The 22,803-nt window shown below is 65.1% G+C and carries 24 protein-coding genes; 7 read left to right on the top strand and 17 right to left on the bottom strand.

Features of this window, described 5'->3' with window-relative positions; translation table 11 throughout:
* Window positions 1-120: 120 nt before the first annotated feature.
* Window positions 121-609: a hypothetical protein gene (locus ACQP2U_RS29595; protein ID WP_433710472.1), complete on the top strand. Its 489-nt coding sequence runs from the start codon at window positions 121-123 to the stop codon at window positions 607-609.
* A gap of 43 nt (window positions 610-652) precedes the next feature.
* Window positions 653-892 (top strand): hypothetical protein, encoded by a 240-nt coding sequence (locus ACQP2U_RS29590; RefSeq protein WP_433710471.1) that lies wholly within the window; start codon window positions 653-655, stop codon window positions 890-892.
* A gap of 140 nt (window positions 893-1,032) precedes the next feature.
* Here ACQP2U_RS29590 and ACQP2U_RS29585 read toward each other — a convergent pair whose 3' ends face one another.
* The 4 genes from ACQP2U_RS29585 to ACQP2U_RS29570 all read right to left on the bottom strand — a co-directional run bounded on the left by ACQP2U_RS29585 (window position 1,033) and on the right by ACQP2U_RS29570 (window position 5,191).
* On the bottom strand, window positions 1,033-2,025 hold the full coding sequence (locus ACQP2U_RS29585; RefSeq protein WP_433710470.1) for an NADPH:quinone oxidoreductase family protein: 993 nt from the start codon (window positions 2,023-2,025) through the stop codon (window positions 1,033-1,035).
* A gap of 1 nt (window position 2,026) precedes the next feature.
* Window positions 2,027-2,797: an enoyl-CoA hydratase-related protein gene (locus tag ACQP2U_RS29580; protein ID WP_433710469.1), complete on the bottom strand. Its 771-nt coding sequence runs from the start codon at window positions 2,795-2,797 to the stop codon at window positions 2,027-2,029.
* A gap of 67 nt (window positions 2,798-2,864) precedes the next feature.
* The gene (locus ACQP2U_RS29575; protein ID WP_433716615.1) at window positions 2,865-3,860 is read right to left on the bottom strand and encodes a phosphotransferase family protein; all 996 of its coding nucleotides are present in this window, start codon (window positions 3,858-3,860) and stop codon (window positions 2,865-2,867) included.
* 29 nt (window positions 3,861-3,889) lie between these two features.
* Window positions 3,890-5,191 (bottom strand): acyl-CoA dehydrogenase family protein, encoded by a 1,302-nt coding sequence (locus ACQP2U_RS29570; RefSeq protein WP_433710468.1) that lies wholly within the window; start codon window positions 5,189-5,191, stop codon window positions 3,890-3,892.
* 73 nt (window positions 5,192-5,264) lie between these two features.
* On the opposite strand from ACQP2U_RS29570, the gene ACQP2U_RS29565 reads away from it, so the two are divergent.
* Window positions 5,265-5,720, top strand: a complete 456-nt coding sequence (locus ACQP2U_RS29565; RefSeq protein ID WP_433710467.1) for a VOC family protein — start codon at window positions 5,265-5,267, stop codon at window positions 5,718-5,720.
* 59 nt (window positions 5,721-5,779) lie between these two features.
* On the opposite strand, the gene ACQP2U_RS29560 is transcribed toward ACQP2U_RS29565, so the two are convergent.
* From ACQP2U_RS29560 to ACQP2U_RS29500, 13 genes are all read right to left on the bottom strand, one after another.
* Window positions 5,780-6,634, bottom strand: coding sequence for an MlaE family ABC transporter permease (locus ACQP2U_RS29560; protein ID WP_433710466.1), 855 nt, complete (start codon window positions 6,632-6,634; stop codon window positions 5,780-5,782).
* A gap of 1 nt (window position 6,635) precedes the next feature.
* Window positions 6,636-7,478 (bottom strand): MlaE family ABC transporter permease, encoded by an 843-nt coding sequence (locus ACQP2U_RS29555; protein WP_433716614.1) that lies wholly within the window; start codon window positions 7,476-7,478, stop codon window positions 6,636-6,638.
* Between the two features lie 4 nt (window positions 7,479-7,482).
* On the bottom strand, window positions 7,483-8,070 hold the full coding sequence (locus ACQP2U_RS29550) for a hypothetical protein (protein WP_433710465.1): 588 nt from the start codon (window positions 8,068-8,070) through the stop codon (window positions 7,483-7,485).
* Between the two features lie 28 nt (window positions 8,071-8,098).
* Window positions 8,099-9,394, bottom strand: a complete 1,296-nt coding sequence (locus tag ACQP2U_RS29545; protein WP_433710464.1) for an MlaD family protein — start codon at window positions 9,392-9,394, stop codon at window positions 8,099-8,101.
* On the bottom strand, window positions 9,391-10,503 hold the full coding sequence (locus ACQP2U_RS29540) for an MCE family protein (protein ID WP_433710463.1): 1,113 nt from the start codon (window positions 10,501-10,503) through the stop codon (window positions 9,391-9,393). The genes ACQP2U_RS29545 and ACQP2U_RS29540 overlap by 4 nt, the downstream gene beginning before the upstream one ends.
* Window positions 10,500-11,612 carry an MCE family protein gene (locus ACQP2U_RS29535; RefSeq protein WP_433710462.1) on the bottom strand — a complete coding sequence of 371 codons (1,113 nt, stop codon included), beginning with the start codon at window positions 11,610-11,612 and terminating at the stop codon, window positions 10,500-10,502. Before ACQP2U_RS29535 ends, ACQP2U_RS29540 begins: the two co-directional genes overlap by 4 nt.
* Complete coding sequence (locus ACQP2U_RS29530; RefSeq protein WP_433710461.1) at window positions 11,609-12,661, bottom strand: MCE family protein; 1,053 nt, start codon at window positions 12,659-12,661, stop codon at window positions 11,609-11,611. The genes ACQP2U_RS29535 and ACQP2U_RS29530 overlap by 4 nt, the downstream gene beginning before the upstream one ends.
* Window positions 12,662-12,666: 5 nt before the next feature.
* On the bottom strand, window positions 12,667-13,704 hold the full coding sequence (locus tag ACQP2U_RS29525) for an MlaD family protein (protein ID WP_433710460.1): 1,038 nt from the start codon (window positions 13,702-13,704) through the stop codon (window positions 12,667-12,669).
* Complete coding sequence (locus ACQP2U_RS29520) at window positions 13,701-15,002, bottom strand: MlaD family protein (protein ID WP_433710459.1); 1,302 nt, start codon at window positions 15,000-15,002, stop codon at window positions 13,701-13,703. The genes ACQP2U_RS29525 and ACQP2U_RS29520 overlap by 4 nt, the downstream gene beginning before the upstream one ends.
* Before the next feature lie 18 nt (window positions 15,003-15,020).
* The gene (locus tag ACQP2U_RS29515) at window positions 15,021-16,316 is read right to left on the bottom strand and encodes a cytochrome P450 (RefSeq protein WP_433710458.1); all 1,296 of its coding nucleotides are present in this window, start codon (window positions 16,314-16,316) and stop codon (window positions 15,021-15,023) included.
* Between the two features lie 22 nt (window positions 16,317-16,338).
* On the bottom strand, window positions 16,339-16,617 hold the full coding sequence (locus tag ACQP2U_RS29510) for a 2Fe-2S iron-sulfur cluster-binding protein (RefSeq protein WP_433710457.1): 279 nt from the start codon (window positions 16,615-16,617) through the stop codon (window positions 16,339-16,341).
* Window positions 16,618-17,044: 427 nt separating this feature from the next.
* Entirely contained in the window at window positions 17,045-17,761 is a 717-nt protein-coding gene (locus ACQP2U_RS29505; RefSeq protein ID WP_433710456.1) for a TetR family transcriptional regulator, read from the bottom strand.
* A gap of 173 nt (window positions 17,762-17,934) precedes the next feature.
* Complete coding sequence (locus tag ACQP2U_RS29500; protein WP_433710455.1) at window positions 17,935-18,084, bottom strand: hypothetical protein; 150 nt, start codon at window positions 18,082-18,084, stop codon at window positions 17,935-17,937.
* 321 nt (window positions 18,085-18,405) lie between these two features.
* Here ACQP2U_RS29500 and ACQP2U_RS29495 point away from each other — a divergent pair, with 321 nt between their 5' ends.
* From ACQP2U_RS29495 to ACQP2U_RS29480, 4 genes are read left to right on the top strand one after another with little or no spacing between them, the layout of a single operon-like run.
* Window positions 18,406-20,778: a xanthine dehydrogenase family protein molybdopterin-binding subunit gene (locus tag ACQP2U_RS29495; RefSeq protein WP_433710454.1), complete on the top strand. Its 2,373-nt coding sequence runs from the start codon at window positions 18,406-18,408 to the stop codon at window positions 20,776-20,778.
* Window positions 20,775-21,650 (top strand): FAD binding domain-containing protein, encoded by an 876-nt coding sequence (locus ACQP2U_RS29490; RefSeq protein WP_433710453.1) that lies wholly within the window; start codon window positions 20,775-20,777, stop codon window positions 21,648-21,650. Before ACQP2U_RS29495 ends, ACQP2U_RS29490 begins: the two co-directional genes overlap by 4 nt.
* Window positions 21,643-22,128, top strand: a complete 486-nt coding sequence (locus ACQP2U_RS29485; RefSeq protein ID WP_397028009.1) for a (2Fe-2S)-binding protein — start codon at window positions 21,643-21,645, stop codon at window positions 22,126-22,128. The genes ACQP2U_RS29490 and ACQP2U_RS29485 overlap by 8 nt, the downstream gene beginning before the upstream one ends.
* Complete coding sequence (locus tag ACQP2U_RS29480; protein WP_433710452.1) at window positions 22,125-22,799, top strand: SRPBCC family protein; 675 nt, start codon at window positions 22,125-22,127, stop codon at window positions 22,797-22,799. The genes ACQP2U_RS29485 and ACQP2U_RS29480 overlap by 4 nt, the downstream gene beginning before the upstream one ends.
* The last annotated feature ends 4 nt before the right edge of the window (window positions 22,800-22,803 follow it).

Here is a 22,803-nt window from a genome sequence, read left to right as displayed (position 1 = left end):
CATTGAGCCGCAGGGTAGTTGTGCGTCCCGTGGAATCGCCGAGAACGAACACGGGACGACACCCCGGCGAGTCGCGAGCTATTCCGGCGATTCCAGACCAGCCTCACCGTTCACCCCCTGGTGTTCGGCCCGGACAATGTCCCCGCAGTGGTCGACCTGGAGACAGCCATCAAAGACATTCCGTTGGCGACGCTCTCGGCAATCACACACGCCGCCGACGATTCCGTCATTGGTGACATAATGAGCACGCTGGCCACCGCACTGCGCGGTATCGATAAACCCGATCGCGTGATCTTTGCCGAACTCACCGCACTCGGATTGGGCAAAGGCCCGGCCGGACAGACCTGGAGGCAGTTGATGACCGTGGATACCTCGTTCTTCCGTTCCGAGTTCTGGGAAGAAGTCCGTGCTGAAGGTGAGGCCAAAGGTGAGGCCAAAGGCGAGGCCAAAGGCGAGGCCAAATCTATCTTGCGGCTGTTGGAACTGCGTGGGATCGCGGTACCCGACGACGCACGCGATCGAATAGCTGCCTGCACGGATCTCGACCAGCTGGGTGCCTGGTTCGATCGCGCCCTCGAGGCTGACACCACCGAGGACCTCTTCACGTAGGGCGCACCGACCGCTCAGGAGGTTGTTGATGACAATGCCCCCCATGTGGTTCTTCCGTTCCGAGTGGTGGCAGGCAATCCGCATTGCGGGCCGTGCTGAAAGCAGCGCTAAAGCTGCGGCCAAATGTTGGGCCCAATCCATCTTGCGAATCTTGGAACTGCGTGAGTTCGTGGTACCCGAGGATATGCGTGCCCGTATTGCAACTTGTGCCGACCTTGACCAGATGCCTATCTGGTTCGAGCGCGCCGTCGAGGCCGATTCCATCGACGAGTTCATCGCATAGGCGCCCTTGCCCACGGGTACGGCGGCTTCGGCGCAGATATCGCACCACGATGGTACGTCATGCGCGGACGTGCGACGCAGCACCATCTCCGCTGCGACTCGATCACATCGTCGATCTGGTCAGCGTGGTTCGGGTTGTGGTCAATAGGTTTTCGCTGGCTCGGACGATGCGTTCGTGCCGAGCAGAATTTTGCCGATGGCCCGCCCATCGGCGACCTGTCGTAGTGCTGCGGCGGCCTCGGTGAGTGGATACACCGCGCTGATGTGCGGGAGCACGCGGCCGGTGGTCAACAGTTCTCGCAGTTCCTCCTCGTTGCGGCGGAATTCGGCCGGTTCGAGGTCTTGGAATTGAAAGCCGAGTAGGTGAATTCCCTTGACCAGCACCAGATTCAGCGGAATCCGCGGTATCTCGCCGGAGGCGAAGCCAATGGTGACGAATCGCCCGCCGCGGCGCAGCGACCGCAGCGCGGGCTCCGACAGTCGCCCACCGACCGGGTCGATGACGGCATGGGCACCGTCGGGCAGTGCTTGCTTCAGTGCCGCGCGCAGGTCACCGCTGGTGTAGTCGATCAGCCCGGTGGCACCGTAAGCAGCTGCGGCACTCAGCTTTTCGGCGGAGGACGCGACCGCAGTGACCTCGGCACCCAAATGAACCCCGAGCTGTACCGCCGCGAGCCCAACTCCGCCACCGGCCCCTAGCACGAGCAGCCGGTCTCCGGGCTGAACCCGGGCTACCGACCGCAGTGTGTGATACGCCGTGCGGTAGGCGACACCGAACGCAGCGGCACAATGGTCGTCGACTCCGTCGGGGATGCGGCCGAGTCCGGCGGCGGGCACGGTGACCTCTTCCGCGAACGCCCCGACGATTCCGGTGCCGGTGACCCGGTCTCCGATGGCGAATTCGGTGATGTCATCGGCGGTTTCGGCTACCGTACCGGCGAATTCACTGCCCGGCACGAACGGTGTCGGCACCTTGATCTGGTATTCGCCCGCGATCAGCAGCACATCCGGGAAGTTGACCGCCGCGGCGCCGACCCGCACTCGAACCTGTCCCGATTCGAGTGCGGGCGCCGGACGGTCTTCGATGCGCACGACCTCCGGCGGCCCATAGGCCGGGCAGATCACCGCGCGCATATCACCGGCCTCGCCAATTCGGCGCGCGCTTCTCGGTGAAGGCGCGGGCCCCCTCCTTGGCGTCGTCGCTGCCGAATACCAGTGCCTGCCATTCGCCGAGCCGTTCGTTGGCTGCGGCGAAATCCGAAATAGATAGGTGGGCCAGCTCTTTCGCGGCGGCCAGTCCGAGCGGGGCATTGGCGGCGATGCGCTCGGCCATGGCCAGTGCGGTCGAGAACACGGCATCCGGTTCGGCCACTGCATTCACCAGCCCGATCCGTTCGGCGCGTTCGGCGTCGACGAGATCACCGGTCAGTAGCAGCTCGAGTGCGATGCCGAGGGGGATCCGGGTGCCGATGAAGGTACCGCCGCCGGCCGCGAAGAGTCCGCGCTTGACCTCGGGGAAGCCGAACTTCGCCGCCGCGGAGGCCACGATCACATCGCAGCCGAGCAGTAGTTCCAGTCCACCGCCGACGGCGCTGCCATTGGCCGCGCCGATCACCGGGACGCTCACCTGTCCCTTGGCCAGTCGAGCGTAGGCCTCGGCTTCCGCGCCGCTGACGAAGTCTTCGCCACTGGCGAAGGCGCGCAGGTCCATCCCCGAGCAGAAGGCGCGATCGCCGGCGCCGGTGAGCACGACGGCCCGCACCAGCGGATCGGCCTCGGCCGCGATGATCGCCGCGCCGATTCCGTGCATCATAGTGCCGGTCAACGCATTTCGCGCATCCGGACGGTTGAGCCGGACTATCATGACCGGGCCGTGCCGGTCGAGTACGAATTCCGCCTCGCTCATGACCGCATCTCGTAGGCGCTCGGCTCCGTCATGACCGACAGGTCGGCTGTGTTGATTGTTCGCTCGCTCATGACTTGTACTCCGTACTCTCGGCCAATTCGGCCGCGGCGCGCATGGTGTCGACCACGATCGGGCCGAACGCCGACAGCTTGATATCGCCCTTGGCGCGTTGGAAACCGCGCTCGAGCACGATGGCCAGCTTCCACTTGGCCAGGATCAGGTAGTAGTCGATATCGTCGACTTGACGCCCGGACACCTGCGCGTAGTGCGCGAGCATCTGCTCACGCGAGGGCATGTACTGCATATTGGCGTAGCCCTTGTCGGCCACGGCCGGGTCGCTGGTGTCCGCCGGCCACCCCTGCAGCATCCAGCCCAGATCGAGTTTCGGATCGCCGACGGTACCCATCTCCCAGTCCACCAGCGCCGCCAGCCGCGCCGGTCCGCCGTGGTGGAACATCACATTGGCGAATTGGTAGTCGCCGTGCATCAGGCCCGGGATGTAGTCGAGCGGGCGGTGGGTGCGCAGCCATTCGGTGGCCACATCCATGCCGTCGAGCGTGCGCGCGCCATCGATCTTGTCGTAGAAGCTCAGCCACCGCGACACTTGTCGCTCGTGGTACCCGTCCGGACGGCCGAGATCGTGCAGGCCCTTCGCCTGCCAATCCACCTTGGACAGCAACGCGATTCCCTCGGCCAGCTGATAGCCGAGTCCGGCCCGCGCCTGCAGGTCGGAGTCGAACGGCTCCGGCCAGACGCCGCGATGGTCCATCGGCGACCAGCCCTCGACGAAGCCCATCAGGTAGAAGGTGCGGCCGAGTATCGAGGAGTCGGTGCAGACTCCGATGGCGGCGGTATGCGGGACATCGGTGCCGTCGAGGGCCTCGATGATCCGCCACTCGCGCAAGATGCCCGCGTCCCGGTCGGCGGGCGCCTCGGCGGGTGGGATGCGCAGGACGCTGAGGTGTTCGCCGCGGCGGATCTGATAGATCTCGTTCTGGGTGCCGCCGGACAGGAACCGGGTTTCCAGGGGTTCGCTCTTACCGGGCAGGCCCTGGCCATCCATCCAATCGGCGAGCCGGGTGGTATCGATACTCACTGGTTGCCTACTTCGTGCTCGAGATATTCGGCGAACTTCGCCCGGGCGGCTTCCTGCTTTCCGGGAATCCATTCGGTGGGCCACATGCCTTCGGTGGGCTGGTAGTCGCGCAGTACCTGCTTGGCCACGGTGGTCTTGTGCACTTCGGTCGGCCCGTCGGCCAGCCCCATGACACCGGCTCCGTGGATCATCCGGAAGAACGGCATCTCGTTGGTGGTGCCCAATGCGCCGTGCACTTGCATTGCGCGCCACGCGATATCGTGCAGCACCGTCGGCATCACGATCTTTGCCGTGGCAATGTCCTTGCGGACCTTCTTGTAGTCGTTGTACTTGTCGATCTTCCAAGCGGTGTGCAGTACGAACAGTCGGAACTGGGCCAGTTGGGCGTAGGAATCGGCGATATAGCCCTGGACGAACTGCTTATCGGCCAACCGGCTGTCCGCGGTGGTACGCGACAGTGCCCGCTCGCACATCATGTCGATGGCCTTCTGCGCGAGCCCGATGGTGCGCATCGCATGGTGGATGCGGCCGCCACCGAGACGGGTCTGCGCGATGACGAAGGCTTTGCCTTCACCGCCGAGCAGGGATTCGGCAGGCACACGCACGTTTTCGTAATGGATGAGGGCGTGGCTGCCGTCGTTCATCGGCTCGCCGTAGAGGCCGACGTTGCGGACGATTTTGATACCGGGGGTGTCGGTGGGCACCAGGAACATCGACATGCCCTGGTACGGAGTCACCTCCGTATTCGTCACGGCCATGACGATCAGAAAGGAAGCTGTTCTCGCGTTGGAGGAGAAGAACTTCCAGCCGTTGATGATCCAGTCGTCACCGTCGCGCACCGCCCGGGTCTCGAACCGGGTCGGATCGGCACCGGCCTGCGGTTCGGTCATCGAATAGCTGGAGAACAGCTCACCATCGAGCAGCGGCTGCAGGTAGCGCTGCTTCTGATCGGGTGTTCCATAGTGGGCGATGATCTCGGCATTGCCGGTATCGGGCGCCTGGCAGCCGAATACTATCGGCGCCCACGAGGAACGGCCCAGAATCTCGTTGAGCAGCGCGAGTTTCAGCTGTCCGTAGCCTTGGCCGCCCAAATCCGGTCCCAGATGCGTGGCCCACAGGCCCTGTCGCCGCACCTCCTCCTTGAGCGGCTGGATCGCCTTGCGCCGCGCGCCGTCCAGCGGCACGAACTGCTCGTGCTCCCAAACGAGGTCGAGCGGTTCGACCTCCGCGCGCACGAACTCATCTGCCCAATCCAACCTCTTCTGGTACTCCGGATCGGTCTCGAAATCCCACGCCATTGCAACTCCTCTCGTCTGGTGAGAATATCCTTCTCATGATGAAGAATGCAATTCTTTCCGTGGTGGTCGCCTCATGAGGGCCGAGGATCAGTTCCACATCGGAATCGTGGCGGTGGACTTCGAGGCCACCTTGGCGACGCTGTCCGCCGTGCTCGGCAGCGAGTGGGGACCCGAAGTCGGCGGCCCCGTCGCGGTGCGGCTGCCCGACCGCGAAGCCGTCCTGGAGTTGAAATGCCGATACTCGACGACCGTGCCGCGACTGGAGGTCGTCCGCAGCGTGGCGGGCACGCTGTGGGAACCGGTGCGCGACGCCGGAATCCATCACATCGGGTACTGGTCCGATGACGTGGCCGCCGACGTCGTCGAACTCGAGAGCCACGGATACCTCATCGAGGCCACCAGGGCCGCGGACGCCGGGCGGCTGTTTTTCGCATTTCTGCGCGGCGCCAACGGGTTCCGGGTGGAGCTGGTCGATCGGTCGGCGGAATCGGGACTGTCTCGCTGCTGGGCGCACTCGGACATTCGGTAGCCACGCCGGGTTGCCGCCCGTGATCCGGCCGCGGGTGGCGGTCTCGGCGCGTCATGTGGTCAACCGCTGATTCGTGCTCCGGAGTCGAAGCCCCACAATGCCAGCGTCATCAGCAGATTGACGCAGATCATCACGGTGATGCTGGCGCGCATCGCGCGACCGGCGGCGATACCGACGCCCACCGGACCGCCCGCGGAGTAGTAGCCGAAGTAGCACTGGATGGTCGTGGTGATCACGACGAAGACGACGGCCTTCGCCAGCGAGTACACGACATCGGTCGCGCTGAGCACCATGCGGAAGTAGTGGTCGTAGGTGCCGGGTGATTGGCTGCCCGCGACGCCGATGGCGAACTCGACCGCGACGAAATTCATTGCCAGACAGACGAGATAGAGCGGGACTATGGCGGCCACCGAGGCCATGAGCCGCGTCGTCACCAGGTAGGGGATGGACCGGATGGCGAGTGTTTCCATCGCGTCGATCTCCTCGGCAATGCGCATGGCACCGAGTTGGGCGGTGAATCTGCAGCCCGCCTGTGATGCGAAGGCGATCGAGGCCATGATCGGGGCCAGTTCGCGGGTCGACGCGGTCGCCGAGACCAAACCCGTCGCCGGGCCGATGCCCAGCAATTTCAGTGCGCTGTAGCCCTCGATCCCCACCAGCGCGCCACCGCTCGCGCCGAGCACGACAATGATGCCCGCCGTACCGCCGCCGACGATGAGTGACCCGTTGCCCCAAGTGATATCGGAGATCAGACGCAGTAATTCCCTGCGGTAGTGACGCAGCACGATGGGAATGCCGGTGAGCGCGCGCAGGAAGAATATGGCCATATGCCCGAGGCGCATTGCCCCGCGCAGCGGTGCGTCCGCAACGCGGAGCACCTGCCTGATGTGCAGCGGATAGTACGGCGCGGCCATCTCAGAGCGCCTGCCGTGGGAAGAGCATCGTGTACATCTGGGTGAAGCCCACGTTCACCACCATGAGCAGCACGATCGAGGCCACCACGGTGGCATTGACCGAATTCGCCACCCCGCCGGGACCGCCCTTGGTGCTCAATCCCTTCTGGCACGAGACGACGGTCACGATGAGGCCGAACACCACCGCCTTGACCACCGCAAGATACATATCGCCGATGCGCGCGAACGAGGAGAAGGTGGCGATGAAGCTGCCGGGCGTACCGCCCTGGACATAGACATTGAACATATATCCGGCGAGGAATCCGACGAAGGCGCTCAACCCCGTCAGTCCAACCGCGACCAGCACCCCGGCGGCCACCCGCGGCACCACCAGCTTCCGCAGCACCGAAACGCCCATCACCTCGAGTGCGTCGATCTCTTCTCGGATGGTGCGTGAGCCGAGGTCGGCGCAGATCGCCGAGCCGACCGCCGCGGCCAACAGCATCGCCGTAACCACGGGTGCGGCTTGGCGGATGACCGCGAGACCGCTTGCCGCACCGGCCAGCGAGGTCGCGCCGACCTGACCCGCGATGAGCCCGAATTGAATCGAGAGGGTCGCGCTGATGGGCAATGCCACCGCGACGGTCGGCAGGTAGGAAGTCTTGATCATGAAAGCGGCCTGTCGCACGAACTCCTTGAATGCGAAACGGCCTGTGACGATGTCGATTACGAGATACTGCACGGCGCGCACACCCAGAATGAACTGGGCGCCTACCGTATCCAGCGAGGCGACGGGATGACGGTTCAGATAGCCGCGTCCCCAGTTCCTTATCCGCGTGACCGACGGTGCGGATGATTGATCGATCACATCACACCAGTTCCACTTTGCTGGCCAGCCAGCTGTCGCCGACTCGTTCCATGGTCATGACCATGCGGCTGCGGTCGATCCGCGGGTCGGGGCTCACCGAGTTGGTGACCTCCTGATCGACGAACAGCATTACCTCGACGCGGTCCTTGGTCGCCGACTTGATACTGGAGCCCACCACTTTGCCCTTGCTCACCGCGTTGTTCTGGACTAGCAGCGTCTTCAGCTGGTTACTCGACTGGGTGTAGGTGTCTTTGAATTCACCGGTCGCACCGCTGAGCACGGCCGCGAAATTCTGTTCGATGTGCTGAGAATCAATGCTGGTCAAGGTGATCGCGTAGTTCTGCGCGGTGGTCGCGGCCTGCCGGGCCGCGACATCGACCGCATCGCGATCGTGCATTTTCCAGCCGAGAATGCCCGCGACCACCGATGCCGATACCCCGACGACGGCGATGGCGCCGACCGCGGCGCGAGGTACCCAACGCCGCCAGGATGGCTGTGCGGCCTGCTCATGCACGATCGAGTCTTCGGCCACCGACTCAGAATCGGTTGTCTCGGTAGAGGTTTCCGTCTCCAGCACTGGTTGCTTCATCGAAACTCCTGGCCTTCGTTGTTATTTGCTACTTCGGCGGCACATATGCCGGAACGGGTGCACCGCCATAAGGTGCCGGGATCGACAGCGGGCCCTGCGGTGTCGGATCGGCGGTCGCCAGCGGATCGACTCCGGGCGGCGGGTGCGCGGTGTCATCGCCGGGGGGCCGTGGTGCATTGCGGGCTCCGCGCGGCACGAGCGTCGGATCCGGGTCGGTGCAGTAGGCGTACAAGTAGGGTTCGGGATGGTCGGCGACGGTCATGGGCAGGCGAGGAAGGTTGTAGTCGCACTGCTTTCGCGGATAGATGTTGGCGATCGCCCAGATCGCGCCGTCGTGGAATGCGGTGCCCAATGCGTCTGCGGCCGAACCGGCCCGGCTTGTCGGGAAGAACAGATTGTTTATGGCGGGTACGTGAACGTAGGACATCTGGGCAACGGTCGCGAGATTCCCGAGCAGTTGGACCATGGTCGGGGAGTTGTCGGCGATGATCTGGTCCATGGTCCGCAGCATCTCCGGCGCGGCGTCGAGGAGGGTTTGGAACCCGCCCGTCATCGAATTCACCCCGGCGAGCGTGTGCTCGAGATCGGCGGCGGTAATCGCGAGGCCAGGTCCGAGGTCGCGTGCGGTGCCGAGCACCACCTCGCTATGGCGCAGCAGGCTGACCGTCTGCGGAAGTACCGCACCCAGGGTGGTGATCATGAAGGCGCCGCCATCGATGATCGCCGCCAGCTTTTCCGGCGCCGCCGAACCCGCGCCCAATTCGTGCACGATCGCCTGGAGTTTGTCGGGATCGAGTTGGGCGATGGTGCCGTTGAGGTCGCCGAGCAGTTGGGCCAGTTGCACCGGCACCGTGGTGCGGTCGGCGCCGATGACCGCGCCGCCCGCGAGATACGGGCCACTGGAGGTGGCGGGCACGAAATCCAGGTATTGCTCACCGGCCGGTGACAGGCCGGCCACCCGGACCGTACTGTCGGTCGGGATCTTGGTGCCTGCCTCGATCGAGGCGACCGCGACCACTTGACCGTCCACGAGATCGACCGAAGACACCCGCCCGACACGGACACCCCGCACCGTCACATCCCGGTCGGGCAGCAGACCACCGGATTGGGCCAGGCGGACCCGGATCTGATAGGTCGAGGCGAGCGGGTTCAGCTCGAGTGAACCGAATACGACATATGTTGCGCCGACTATCAGCGTGGCCCCCAGGGCGATCAAGGAGACGACCAGCCGATGACGAGCCAACCGGTCGGTGATCGCGAGCGCCGCGCTCGCCGCCGACTCCAGGCGAACCTCGAAGGGCCGATTCGGTTCGGGGTGCTTCATCGTCCCGGCCCGATCACTCGGCCGTACAACCGGCCCAACGTGTACGCCAACGAACCGGCGAAGTTGGCCCAGTCGGTCTGGTCGGGCATCCGGGCTTCCGGATTGCCCGGGAAGTTCGGGTCGGGCACCGCGCCGAGCGCAATCTGAAAAATATCGGCGTCGACGGTGGCGGCGCTGGAGTTTCCCACCTTGCCACCGACAATGGCCATGGTGTAATTCAGCCAGTCGAGGTTGGCATTCGGATCGGTCGCGGCGGTGTTCAGTCCCGCGGCGAGATTGTTGATATCGGTGATCAGGCTGCGCCTTCCGGTGCCGTTGATCGAGGGAAACTTCATGAGCTGACCGGCGATCCGATTCAACTGGGCGGCGATATCCACGATGTTCTGCGTGCTGGCCGCCACGACATCCAGCGCCGGGCCCGCGGCGGCGACCGCGTCGTTCACCACCGACTGTTGCGCGGCCAGGGTGGCGGTGAGCGCGGCGGTGTCGTGCACTACCGCCCGGATCTGGTCCGACCGCGCCGAGAGGGTCTGGACCAAGGCGGTCGTCTGGGCGATCAGCTCACCCATGCGGTCGCCGCGCCCGCCGAATTCGGCGCCGAGACCGTTGATCACCTTCGTCAGATCGCGAATCACGCCGCCGTTGACCAGCAATGCCGCCCGCGTGAGCACCTCCTCGATGGTGGCCGCCGCCGAGGTCGACGATTGCGCAATGCTGTCACCATCGTGCAGCGCACCAGCGCCGGGAGACGGATTCGGTGGCGGATCGAGCGCGACGAACACATCGCCGAGCGGTGTGGCCGAACGCAATTCGGCGGTTGTGCCCGCCGGGAGCACGACCTCGGATCGGATCCGCAACGTGACGATGGCGGCGTAATCGCGGGCCGTCATGGACTCGACCTCCCCGACATCGGCGCCGTCGACCTTCACCTTGGCCTTGGTCGGGAGATTGAGCGCATTGGCGAAGGTGGCCGTCAGCGCGAAGCTGTGCGGGCCGACCGATGGGGCGGGCAGCGGTATCCGGTCCAGTCCGACCGAACACCCGCTCGCCGGTGCCGTGGACAGCAACATGACGGCGGCAACGGTGAATGTTGTTTTCCTCGTGGTCATTTCGGCAAACCCGCGATTCCGGCCAGCATGGCCACGATGCCGAAGTCCGGCCCCATATCCGACATCTTCCCGGTGTTGCAGCCGAGCTGTTTCAGGTCGAGCAGGTTGCACACCTGCTTCACCATTTGTCCGTCCAGGGCGACCTTGTCCACATTCACATGCACCCGACCCGCGCCCACATTCGGCTCGATCACGGCATAGGCGTTGTCGACGACCAGCGGGAACAGGTCCATGAATTCCGCGACGTTGCGGTTGTAATCCGACAGACTCTGGAAGATGACGTTCGCTCCGCTCGCCGTACCGGCCAGCGTGCCGCGGTTGCGCTGCATGAGATCGGTTGTCCGGGTGATGATTTCGTTCAGCTTTGCGCCGGTGTCGCCGGTGCCGAGGTTTTGTTCGGCGAGTAGGTCGCTCAGCTGACGGACCCCGGCGCCGAACTCGCGAATCGTCTGGTCGTTGTTCGCGGCCGCGGCGGTCAGCGTGTCCAGGTTCCGCACCAGGGTCGTTATCGCGTTCTTGGTGGCGGCGCCGTGATCGTCGCCCATACGCAGCGCTCGGGACAGTTGGTCCAGCGCGGTCTTGATCTGGTCGCCGTTATCGGTCGCCACCGCCGCGCCGACATCGACCGCATCGGCGATCGGGCCGTGCCCCTGCCCGTCGCCCTGCAGTGCGGTGGACAGCCTGTCCGCCATCGCGAGCAGACTGTCGAATTCGACCGGGGTCTTGGTCCGATCGGTACCTAACGTCGCACCCTTGGGCAGTGTCGGTCCGTCGCGGTAGACCGGAGTGAGTTCGATGTGCCGGTCGGTCAGCACCGAATCCGAAACGGTCACCGCCGTGACATCGGCCGGAATCCGTACGGAGGCATCCACATTCATCGTCACCTCGACGTATGAGCCGCGTTGCGCGACACTGGTCACCTTGCCGATCCGCATGCCGAGCACGTCCACCGGGTTTCCGACGAAGACCCCGGAGGCGCTGTCGAAATGCGCTGTGAGGGTGTTAGTTTCGCGCTTCAGCAGGGAAAGCGGAGCGCTGGCCGCACCGACGATCAGCGCGGTGGCCGCGAGCATGAGAACCAGCTTGATGGGACGGGGTAACGATCTCATCGACAGTCCTCCGAGTAGGGCGGCAGCTGGGCCTTCGCGCGGGCGACCAGCGCGCACATGAAGGAGTCGACGAACGCTCCCGAGGACGCGTTCCCATCCAGTTCGGTGCCGGAGCCGGTTGCGTCCGCCCAGCTGCGCCAGGGCACCGGAAGGATTTGCAATATGTTGCGCAGCAGATCGTCGTGCCGACTGAGCATCTGCACCAACTGGCCGAGATTATCGAGCAGGGATTGAATTTCCGGTTGGTCGTCCACGACGATCGGCTGCAGCGTTCGCACCACATTGCTGGTCGCCGCGATGAGGGCGGCGATGGCCTGCCGCTTGGCCGCGACCTCCCGCAGCAGGTCGCGGCCCTCGTCGACCAGCACGCCGAGCCCGGTCCGCTGGTTCTCGATGACCGTGGTGAGTTGGCTGGTGCTGGTCAGCAGTGTGCCGATCTGTCCGCGACGTTCGGCGATCACACCGGACAGCGTCGTGACGTTCTGCATCACCGATGGAATCAGCTGCGGTAACCCGTGCAGTTGGGTGGACAGTTCAGTGAGCGCCTGCCCGACCTTATCGGCATCGACCTGGTCGAGGGTGGTCGTGGCATCGGCAAGTGCTGACTGTAGATCGTAGGGGACATTGGTCTGCGCCAAGGGAATTCGATCATTAGGCAGTGCACCGGAGCCGGCCGGCGCCAGTTCCACGTACCGATTGCCGAGCAAGGTGGTGAGTTTGATCGTCGCGGTCGTGGCTGGGCCGAGCGCCACATTGTCGGCGATGCTCAGCGTTGCCGTCACATGGTCGCCCGCCAAGCGCAGGCCGACCACATGGCCGACCGGCACCCCCGCAACCGTCACCTGATCGCCCGCTCCGAGCTGCGCGGCCTGGGCGAAGTCCGCCTCCAGGCTTCGCTCACCGATATCGAGCGAGTTGACGGCCAGTGCGGCGACGACGGCGACGACCAGCAGGGCGATCGCGGTGAATCCGAGCCATGGTCTGTTGAGGTCTTCGAGTTGCCGACGCGGGATTCGCTTGTGGCCGTCGAGATTCCACGGTGTACGCATGTGAACTACCTGCACTTGGAGGTGTGTTGGGCTACCCCGCCGGGGGTCACCGCGTCGACTATTTGCGGAATCACCGGCGTCAGACCTGGGACGAGCGACAGGGTCACATCGCAGATGTAGGCGTCGATGTAGCCGCCCGCCTGCGATATGCGGGCCAGCCCTTTCAGGACGAACGGCAAGTTGTAGCCGAGGTACTCGAACTTGGCCTTGTTGTCCAAGAAATGCTGTGCGAATCCCGGTTCCCGATTCAGGAAGTCGACGAGGGTGGGCTGGTCGGCAGTTACGATCTCCGACGCGCGGGCGACAACCGTCGCGATCCGATCCACGGAATCGAACAATGCCTGCCGATTCTGTTGCAGGCCTTGGAAAACGGTGCGCGTCCGGTCGATCACCGTGGTCAGATTTCCGCTCTGCTGGGCGAGGTTGCCCACGATGGTTGCGAGGTTCGAGATGACCTGGCCGAGCACCTCGTCCGGCCCGGCGAACGATTCCGCCAGCCGGGTCGTCTCGGCGATCAGCGTGGTGACCGAGCCGTTGTCGCCCTGCAACGCCTTGATCAGAGCGCCGGTGATGTTGTCGACCGCGTTCCGGTCCAGTGTGCCGAACAATGGCTCGAAACCGTTGAGCAGCTTGGAGATATCGAACGACGGCTCGGTGTGGTCAACGGGGATTTCGGCGCCCGGTTTCAGTGCGGTGGGGTCGCCGTGGTTGCCCATGGCCACACCGAGATAGCGCTGACCGATCAGGTTCTGATAGGTCACCGATACGGTGGTGTTCCCAGTGAGTACCTGATCACTGTGGACACGGAAACCGACCCGCGCGAGCGCGCCCGCCAACTCGACCGATTCGACCCGGCCGACCCGCACCCCGGCCATCCGCACGTCATCGCCGACGCGTAGGCCGGATACGTTGGTGAACAGTGCGGAATATCTGGTGGTCTCGCCGCTGATGCCGCGTTCGAGGGTGACGGCGACCGACCAGCTGAGCAGTGCCGAACTGATCACGAAGACGATCAGCACGAGCAGTGAACCGCGGTAGCTCATCGCGTGCCTCCGTTCGGGTCCGGCATGATCGACACAGTGGCGCCGCGGGCCAGCGGACCGAACAGGATGTCCGCGGCCGCATTCGGTTCGCCGCCGAGGATTTCGGCGATCCGCTGCTGTTCGGCGGCACTGCCGACCGGCCCGATGTCGCTGCTCAGCAGGGAGTCCGGTGGTTGGAAGCGGCGCGGATCGAAGCCGGGCGGCAAGCCATCGGCCGGGGCGGGTGTCGCCGGAGCGCTCGCGCAGTTGGGACCGGCCAGCTCGCCGTATCGGGGGCAGTCCGCCGAGGTGTACTGCCGGTTGGGTGTCAGCTGCAGGATGACGCGTGCGTTGATCCGTTGGGTCTGCGGATTCCACAACTCGTCGAATCGGGCGATCATGCGCGTGAGCGAAACACTGATCTGTGGAAACTTGCTCGCGCCGTCACCGAGTGCGCCGAGGGCCGGTGACATGTGCGTGGTGATATCGATGATCTTGTCGGTGTTGTTGTCGAATGCGCTGCCGACGGTCCCGAGCGTGTGCAGGCCACCGGACAGCAGCGCGGTGAGTTTCGCGCGCTGCTCTGCGACCGTCTGCAGCGGCACTATCGCGTGGTGCATCGCGTCGAGTAGATCCGGTGCGGCCGAATGGAGTTCACGCATCGCGGCCGAGAGCGAGTCGAGTGTGGATGGCGCCGCATCGACAGAGACGACCTTGTCCAGTTCGACGACGATCTCCCGCAGCCGTGCCGCCGCATTCTCGATGCCCGCGCCGCGCCCCTCGGTGGCTTCGGCGAGGGTCGCCAACATGCCCACCGCATTGTCGGTTTCGTCGCGGCCGACCGCGGCGATGATCCGCCGCAGCTGGTCCAGCGAGGTCTGCAGGCGCACGGTCGCCAGGCTGTGATCCTGGCTGATCCGGGCTCCCGAAGTCAGCGCCGGTGCCGCACCGTTGTAGACGAGTTGTACCGAGGGCACCGCGAATACGTTGCTCGGCACCACCCGCGCGGTCACCGTGGCCGGAATCGTCTGCGCGAAGTGCGGACTCAGCTCGATGCGAACGTCGTTCATACCGGTTTCGGAGGCCGGGGTCACCGCCGTCACCGACCCGACGCGAAGCCCTTGGAATTTCACATCCGACTTGGTAGGCAGCCCGTCGCCCACATTCGCCATGACGGCGGTCACCGTCACGGTTTTGCGCAGTGCCCCACGGGAATTCGCGACCATCACGGTGGCGGCCGCCGCGATGACGACCGCGCAACAGAGACCGGTCAGCAGCAGGCGAACCGAGGAGGGACCTCGGCCGTCGGGTTCGAACATGATCGACACGAAACCCACTCACTGTCGCGGCGCGGATGCGTCTCGTGGCGTGAATCGGATATGCAGATCGGTGAGTCCACGCAGGATGTAGGTGGGCTCGTAGCGGTAACTGCGGTCGTCCGCGGGACCGTGCTCGTCCGCATCTATCGTGATGTCCAGCATTCGGTCGAGAATGTGTTCGAGCGAGACCCGACCTTCCACCCGGGCCAGCGGACCGCCCGGGCAGGAGTGCACACCACGTCCGAAGGCCATGTGCTCGCGGAAGTTCGCGCGATCCAAGCGGAACTCGTGCGGGTTCTCGAACCGTTTCGGGTCGCGGTTGGCCGCGCCGGGGCAGACCATGAGGGTGGATCCGGCCGGTACATCTACCCCGCCGACCTCGGTGTTCCGACGGGCGAGCCGGAAACCGCTCTTGACCGGCGCGTGCATGCGCAACGTTTCCTCGATGAATACCGGGATGCGGCTGCGATCCGCGCGCAGCGTCCGCTGCAGTTCCGGATCGTCACCGAGGACGCGCACGGCGGCCGCGAGCAGTTTGGCGGTCGTCTCCTGACCCGCGGCGAAGACGAACGTCGCCGAACGGACCACATCGAGGACCTCGGGGGTCGACCCATCCGGATATTTCGCCAGCGCCAGCGAGGTCAGCACATCATCGCGCGGCTCGCGCCGCCGATCGCTGATGTAGGCACTGAACTTCTCGTCGAGCCACTCCAAGGGATTGATGCCCATCGCTACCTTGTCCAGCGAACCGACCTGGCTGCCGGGTCGGTCAGCGCCGAGCACGGTCCGGAACTCCTGGTGGTCCTGCTCTGGAACACCGAGCAGATCGGCGATCACCAAGAGCGAGAATGGTTTCGCGTACTCGGCGACGAATTCGGAGCGGCCGTTGGCCAGGAATTCGTCGAGCTGACGGTCGGCCAACCGCCACATGAACTCCTCGTTCTCCTTCAGCCGTGCCGGTGTCAGCAGTCGGTTCAGCACCGACCTGGCATAGGTGTGCTGCGGCGGATCCATCGTGACCATGTGCTCGTACATGGGCAGCTGGGTGCGATGCTGCTCGATCTGCGCGCTGATGTCTTCGCCTTCGGGCTGGAACGGCAGTGGCGGGAACGGGCCGCCCACCGCGATGCACGAGGAGAACGTCTCGGCGTCCCGCAGTATCTCGGAGACCTCCTCGTATCCGGTCACCGCGAGGACGTCGTAGTGCGGCTCCCGGGTCACCGGGCACTTGGCGCGTAGATGGTCGTAATACGGATAGGGATCGGGCACGAGTGCCGGATCGGTGAAGTAGTCGATGGTGTCGAAATCGGTCATCGTCGGCTCCTGGGTCGGGAGGTCATGGGTATTCCACAGTGATCAAGGTGGTCTGGGGAACGGCCTGGCAGGTGAGGATGTAGCCGGCCGCGACGTCGTCGTCGGTCAGCGCGTCGTTCACCTTCATCACGACCCGCCCATCGACGAGGGTGGCCATGCAGGTTCCGCAGTTACCCGCCTCGCAGGAAGACGGTGGTGTCAGCCCGGCCCGGCGTGCGGTTTCGAGCACGGTCTCGCCGGCTCGGCGGGGCTGTGACGTCGCGGCACCGTCCAAGCGAATTGTCACAATTCCATTGGCCACCGCCGCATTGTGAGGTAGCTCCGGTTCGGCGGGCGCGGGAGTGTGCGGGATCAACATCGATCGCGAAATCACTTTCGTGGGATTATGGGGCAGCGCATGCGGAGAAAGCTGCTCGAAATCGAATCCGATTTTCCGATCCGATTTGCTACGCCGATGATTGTGCGCGTAGTCGAAGGTCGGGTCAATAGGCGCGAGCGAATATTTTCTCGGCTGTCGATTCCTTTTTTCGGCGCGCTGGAATGCACCTTCACCGCATCATAATCGGAGGGTGCCTCGTATTAGGGAACCGAAAATTTCGGTCACCCGTATAACTCAATTCTATTTCTGTTGAACGACCGGATTTCCGATCAGAAATACCACCCCCCGTTGTGGCCCGGCTGCGGTGTCGCGGTGACCCGGCCGACGGTGGGGCTGTGCTCGGGACCTGCTAGCCCGCGTTCGGTCGATGGGCGGCGTCGTCCTGCGCCGACGCGTCGGCGTCCCGGGGTCGTTCTCGTACGAAAGGTGCGGTGATCGATGGATCCAGTACTAATGGCTGCCGCTGGTCGGTGTCGCTGCGCCGCTCGCGAACGGCCCGGTCCTGATCCGTGTTGTCCGCGGTGAGGCGCCGCACGGTGCGCTCGAGTATCGGCAGGATCTCGTCGATGTCGAGGGTCTTGTCGGCGACCCGCGCGATCAGGGCGTAGATCACGTTGGTCAGTATCAGTCCGATGTCCTCGAGGTACTCGGGATCGGCACCGTCGAGGATCTGTCCGGCTACCGGCAGGACCGCGGCGAACCCGTCGACGCTCAGACGCGCCCCGCCCGGAGCCGAGTGGGCCCGGTGGAACGCCTCGAGCATCGTTGGATTCCGCTCCCACGGCTCGAACACATGTCGCAGCACGCGAATCACGCCGTCGGCGATCGATTCCTCGGGGGTGGGCGGTGCGATGTCGGGATAGGTGTTGGTGGCCATCCACTCGTGGACCGCGGCGATGATCAACGCGTCCCGGGTGGGAAACAGCTTGTACACGGTCGCGAGGGATACGTGGGCGCGCCGCGCTACCTCGCGCAGTTGAACGGCGTCGTAGCCGTCGGTCTGCAGCAGTGCGAGCACGGTTTCGATGATCTTCTTCGACGGAATCCGTACTGCTGTCCGACTCACTCGAGAACTGTAACACGGTTATCATAGTAACCGTGTTACTGTCGCGATGGAACGCTTTCGGCAGGATGGATCGGCCGATCGGTGGCGTGCGGCGGTTCGGGGCGATCCGCCGCGATGGACCGCGACGATTTCGGCTGCGATGGCGACGGCGGCCTCGCCCGAGGTCCGATCGCTCACAGGCCGGTAGGCGAGTGCGGGCGAGCCAGCTCGGTGTCGGTGAGGCCCGGTCGGGAAGCGCTTCCGGTCGCCCCGATGACGGTCGCGATCGCGTATTGCGTATCGGTCGCGTGCCAGCGCAGTAATGACGCGGTCAGTTCCCGCATGCTCGACCCTCTCGACAACATTGCGCGACGGCAGGTGCAGGTGAAAGAATCATAAGTGCCCGACAAGAGATCGTAATTTTCAGTCAAGACATATTGCGCTCTTGACACCGTTATAGATGCGGTGCTAGACAATTCATCAGCAGCGATGAGCGGCTCCGAGGGGTGTCGGGTCGCGGTGATTCGAACGGATTGCGTTGCCCTTTTTCCCTGTTTTCAGAATTTCGTTGCCGTAGTGCATATTTCTTCCGGGAGAGCGCTTCCCGACACCATTTACCCGGTGGTGGCGGAAACGCTCCGCACAGTGAATGGGAGGCCCGCCTGATGACAGATATCGGGATTCGTCAGGTGACCGAAGCGCCGCCGGCCGGATTCGTCGGCACCCGGGTCCCCAGGGTCGAAGACCTCCGGTTGGTGACCGGCGCGGGCAGTTTCGTCGACGATGTGCATCGGCCGGGCATGCTGCACGCCTGCTTCGTGCGAAGTCCGATCCCGCGTGGTCGCATCGTCGGCATCGATACCGCGGGGGCCGCGGCGCTCGACGGAGTGTATGCCGTGTTCACGGCGGCCGACCTGAATCCGGAAGTGCACGAGTTCTCGTACTCGCTGGACGCCCCCGGACTGCCGCCGGTGCCGCGGCCGCCGCTGGCCGAGGACGAGGTGCGGTTCGTCGGCGATCCGGTCGCCCTGGTGGTCGCCCTCGATCGGTATGTGGCCGAGGATGCGGTCGAGTTGGTGGTCGTCGATTACGAACCGCTCGAGCCGGTCGTCGACTACCGCACGGCACACGAAACCACCGAACTGGTGCATGCGCAGTGCCCGGGCAACCTAGCCGGCGCGCTGAGCGGTCGTCCCGCGGCAGAGCTCGACCCGATCTTCGATTCCGCCGCATATGTGGTGCGGCAGCAGATCTTTCAACAGGCGTACGCGCCGGTGCCGATAGAGACGCGGGGCTTGATCGCGCAATGGTGGGCTCCCAGCGGGGAGCTGACGGTCTGGGCATCCACCCAGGTGCCGCACGAGATCCGCGGCTTCTGCGCGCGACTGCTTGGCATCGCCGAACATTCGGTGCGGGTCATCATGCGCGATACGGGCGGCGGCTTCGGGCTCAAGGCCGCGCCATTGCGGGAGGACGTCTGCATCGTGCTGGCCGCCCGCAAGCTGCCGGTGGCGCTGAAATGGATCGAGGATCGGCAGGAAAACCTGATGGCGGGCGGTATGGCCCGGCACGAGCACGGCGATGTCAGCATGGCCTTCGATGCCGACGGCACCATTCTCGCCGCCGCCATCGACTACGTGCAGAATGTCGGCGCGTATCCGACGCCGTCACCGCTGACAGCCGCCATCCCGGTCGGCATGCTGTTCCCGGGTCCGTACCGGGTTCCTGCCGCGACTTTCGATGTGCGGCTTATGTATTCGAACACCGTGGGACGTGTCGCCTATCGCGGTCCCTGGCAGTTCGAGTCGGTGGCCCGCGAGGTGCTGTTGGATACCGCGGCGCGCCGGATGGGGATGGATCCGGTGGCGCTGAGACGACGCAATATGTTGCGCCAGGACGAATTTCCGATGTTCAACCCCAATGGCATGCCGTATTCCGATGTGTCGCCGTCCGAGACGTTCGAGCAGGCACTGGCCATGCTCGACTACGACGCCTTCCGCGATCAGCAGCGGCGCGCCCGGGCCGATGGACGCTATCTCGGGGTCGGCACCTGTACCTACCTCGAACCGACCACCGGCGGTACGCCGCTGCACAGCACCGAAGGCGCGACCATTCGGATCGAACCCTCCGGGAAGGTCAATGTGTATGTGTCGGGCGGATCGTCGGGAAACAGTCTGGAGACCACCGTCGTTCAGCTGACCGCCGATGCGCTCGGTGTGGACCTCGCCGATGTCCACACGATTCAAGGCGATACCGCACTGGCACCGTTCGGCGGCGGCACCGGCGGCAGCCGGTCGGGTTCCATGCTGGCGGGCGCGATCGCGGAGACGGCCGCCGTACTGCGTGAGCGGATGGTGGCGATCGCCGCCCACAAACTGGGCGTGCCCATCGAGGATGTGGAGTTGACGCGCGGACAGGCGCGGGTCCGTGGCGTGCCCGATGCGGCGATGACGCTGGCCGAGATAGCCGACATCGCCTATTTCAACGGATACGACCTGCCGCCGGGAGTGCCCGCGGGCTTGGAGGCCAGCGGCCGATATCGGACGCCGCACATGATGATTTGGGCCAACGCGACCCATGTGTGCACCTGCGAGGTCGATATAGAAACAGGTGCGGTGACATTGCTGCGCTACATCGTCAGCGAGGACTGCGGGCCGATGATCAACCCGGATGTGGTGGAGGGCCAGATCTTCGGCGGCACCGTCCAGGGCATCGGCGGCGCGCTGTACGAGCACCTCGCCTATGACGACAGCGGGAATCCGATCAGCACAACCTTCATGGACTACCTGCTGCCAACCGCGACCGAGGTGCCGGTCATCGAGGTCGGACATGTCGAGACACCGAGTCCCGGTCCGGGCGGTTTCAAGGGGGTCGGCGAGGGCGGCGCGATCGGGTCCGCGCCCGCCGTGATCAATGCCGTGGTCGATGCCCTGGCACCGTTCGGTGTGGAGGTCGGCCAACTGCCGCTGTCGCCCACGGCGATTGTGGCACTGGTCGACCGGGCGCGCGCCGAGGTAACCGGGACGGTGTCGGCATGAAACCCGCGCCGTTCGAATATCACGCGCCGATCTCCGCCATGGCGGCCGTCGAGCTGCTCGCCGAACTCGGTGACGATGCGAAGCTCATCGCCGGTGGACAGAGTCTGGTGCCGATGCTGGCCTTGCGGTTGGCGGTCCCCGAGCATCTGGTCGACGTGCGTCGTATCGATCGACTGTGCGGTATCGAGCCGCGCGGGGAATCGGTGTGGGTCGGGGCGGGCACCACCCACACCACGGTCGGCCGGTCCGCGGAGATCAACCGAGCGGTGCCGCTGCTGGCCCGGGCCACCCCGCTGATCGGTCATGCCCAGATCCGTAACCGCGGCACGATAGGCGGCTCGATCGCGCACGCCGATGCCGCGGCCGAATATCCGGCGGTGGCGCTGGTGCTCGACGCGCGCTTCGAGGCGGAGTCGCCGCGTGGGCGTCGCACCTTGTCCGCGTCGGATTTCTTCACCGGCATGTGGAGCACCGAACTGGCCGCCGACGAACTGCTGACCGGGATCGTCTTTCCGGCGTGGCACGGCCGGTGTGGTTTCGCGATCGAGGAATTCGCCCGCCGCAGCGGCGATTTCGCGTTGGCGGGCGCTGCCGTGGCCGTCGGCCTCGACGCCGATTCCCACATAGACCGGTGCGGTATCGGTCTTTTCGGACTCGGACCCACCCCGAGTAGGGCCACCGCCCTCGAGGCGGAACTGATCGGCCGCGACATCGCCGAAGTCGCTCCCGACGAGGTCGGTCATGCCGCAACGGAACCGTTGGACGCGGTGGCGTCCGATCTGCACGGCACGGCCGACTACCGCAAACGGGTCGGGGCGGTGATGGTGGCGCGCGCTTGGCGCCGCGCCGTTGAGGAGGCGAGCGATGACTGAGATCGATATCGAGGTGCGGGTCAACGGGCGGGGCCGGCGCCATCGGGTGCCACCTCGGCTGACGCTGGCCGACTACCTGCGCGAAATATGCGGGCTGACCGGAACCCACCTGGGCTGCGAGCACGGGGTGTGCGGTGCGTGCACGGTATTGCTGGACGGGCAGGCGGTGCGTGGCTGCCTGGTCCTGGCTGTGCAGGCCGACGGCGCGGAGGTGACGACCGTGGAGGGGATCGCATCGCCGGACGGCCGCCTGTCCCCGGTGCAGGCCGCTTTCCGTGACTGTCACGGACTCCAATGTGGTTTCTGTACACCGGGATTCATCACCAGCGTGACCGCATTCCTGCAGGAAAGCCCAGATCCATCCGATGACGAGATCCGAGAGGCATTGTCCGGCAATGTCTGTCGGTGCACGGGGTATCAGGGGATTGTGAAAGCCGTTCGTGCGGCCGCGGAATCGATCGCGAAGGAGTCCGCATGAAGTTCGAGAACACCTTCAGCATTCCCGCCCCCGCCGCACAAGCCTGGCGGGTGCTGCTCGACCTCGAGCGGATCGCCCCCTGCGTTCCCGGAGCGACCATCACCGGGCGCGACGGCGACGACTACAGCGGCAAGATCAAGGTCAAACTCGGTCCCGTCACCCTGTCCTATACCGGCACCATCAAGATCGCCTCTCAGGACGAGGCGGCCGGGATCGCGGTCCTCGAAGGCGGCGGGCGAGAGGCACGCGGCAACGGCACCGCGAAGGCGACGATTACCTGCCGACTCGTCGAATCCGATGGCGTGACAGAGGTTTTCGTCGACACCGACCTCGCCGTCACGGGTAAACCGGCCCAATTCGGCCGAGGCGCGCTCGCCGAGGTCGCCGGCACGCTCATCGCAACGTTCGCCACCAATCTCGCGGCCGAGATCACCGCGGGGAAACCCAGCGAGCCCGAATCCGCTTCGGCTGATGGGCAAGTTGGGCACAGTGCCGAATCAGGGGGTGTCGCCGAGCCTCGTGTGCCCGCCGCACCGATCGATCTGCTCGCCGCCAGCGGAATGAGCGGTGCGGCTCGCTACGGCGCGGTCACCCTCGCCGCCGTGCTGCTGACAGTTCTGCTGTTGCTGCGCCGTCGGCACCGGGCCGGCGGCCATGAATCCAGGGAGTGATACC

Origin of the sequence: Nocardia sp. CA-084685 (assembly GCF_050955785.1) — a bacterium.
In the GTDB taxonomy this organism is placed as follows: Bacteria; Actinomycetota; Actinomycetes; order Mycobacteriales; family Mycobacteriaceae; genus Nocardia.
The sequence above is the reverse complement of the archived record's forward strand: the minus strand, read 5'-3'. Positions and strand labels throughout refer to the sequence as shown.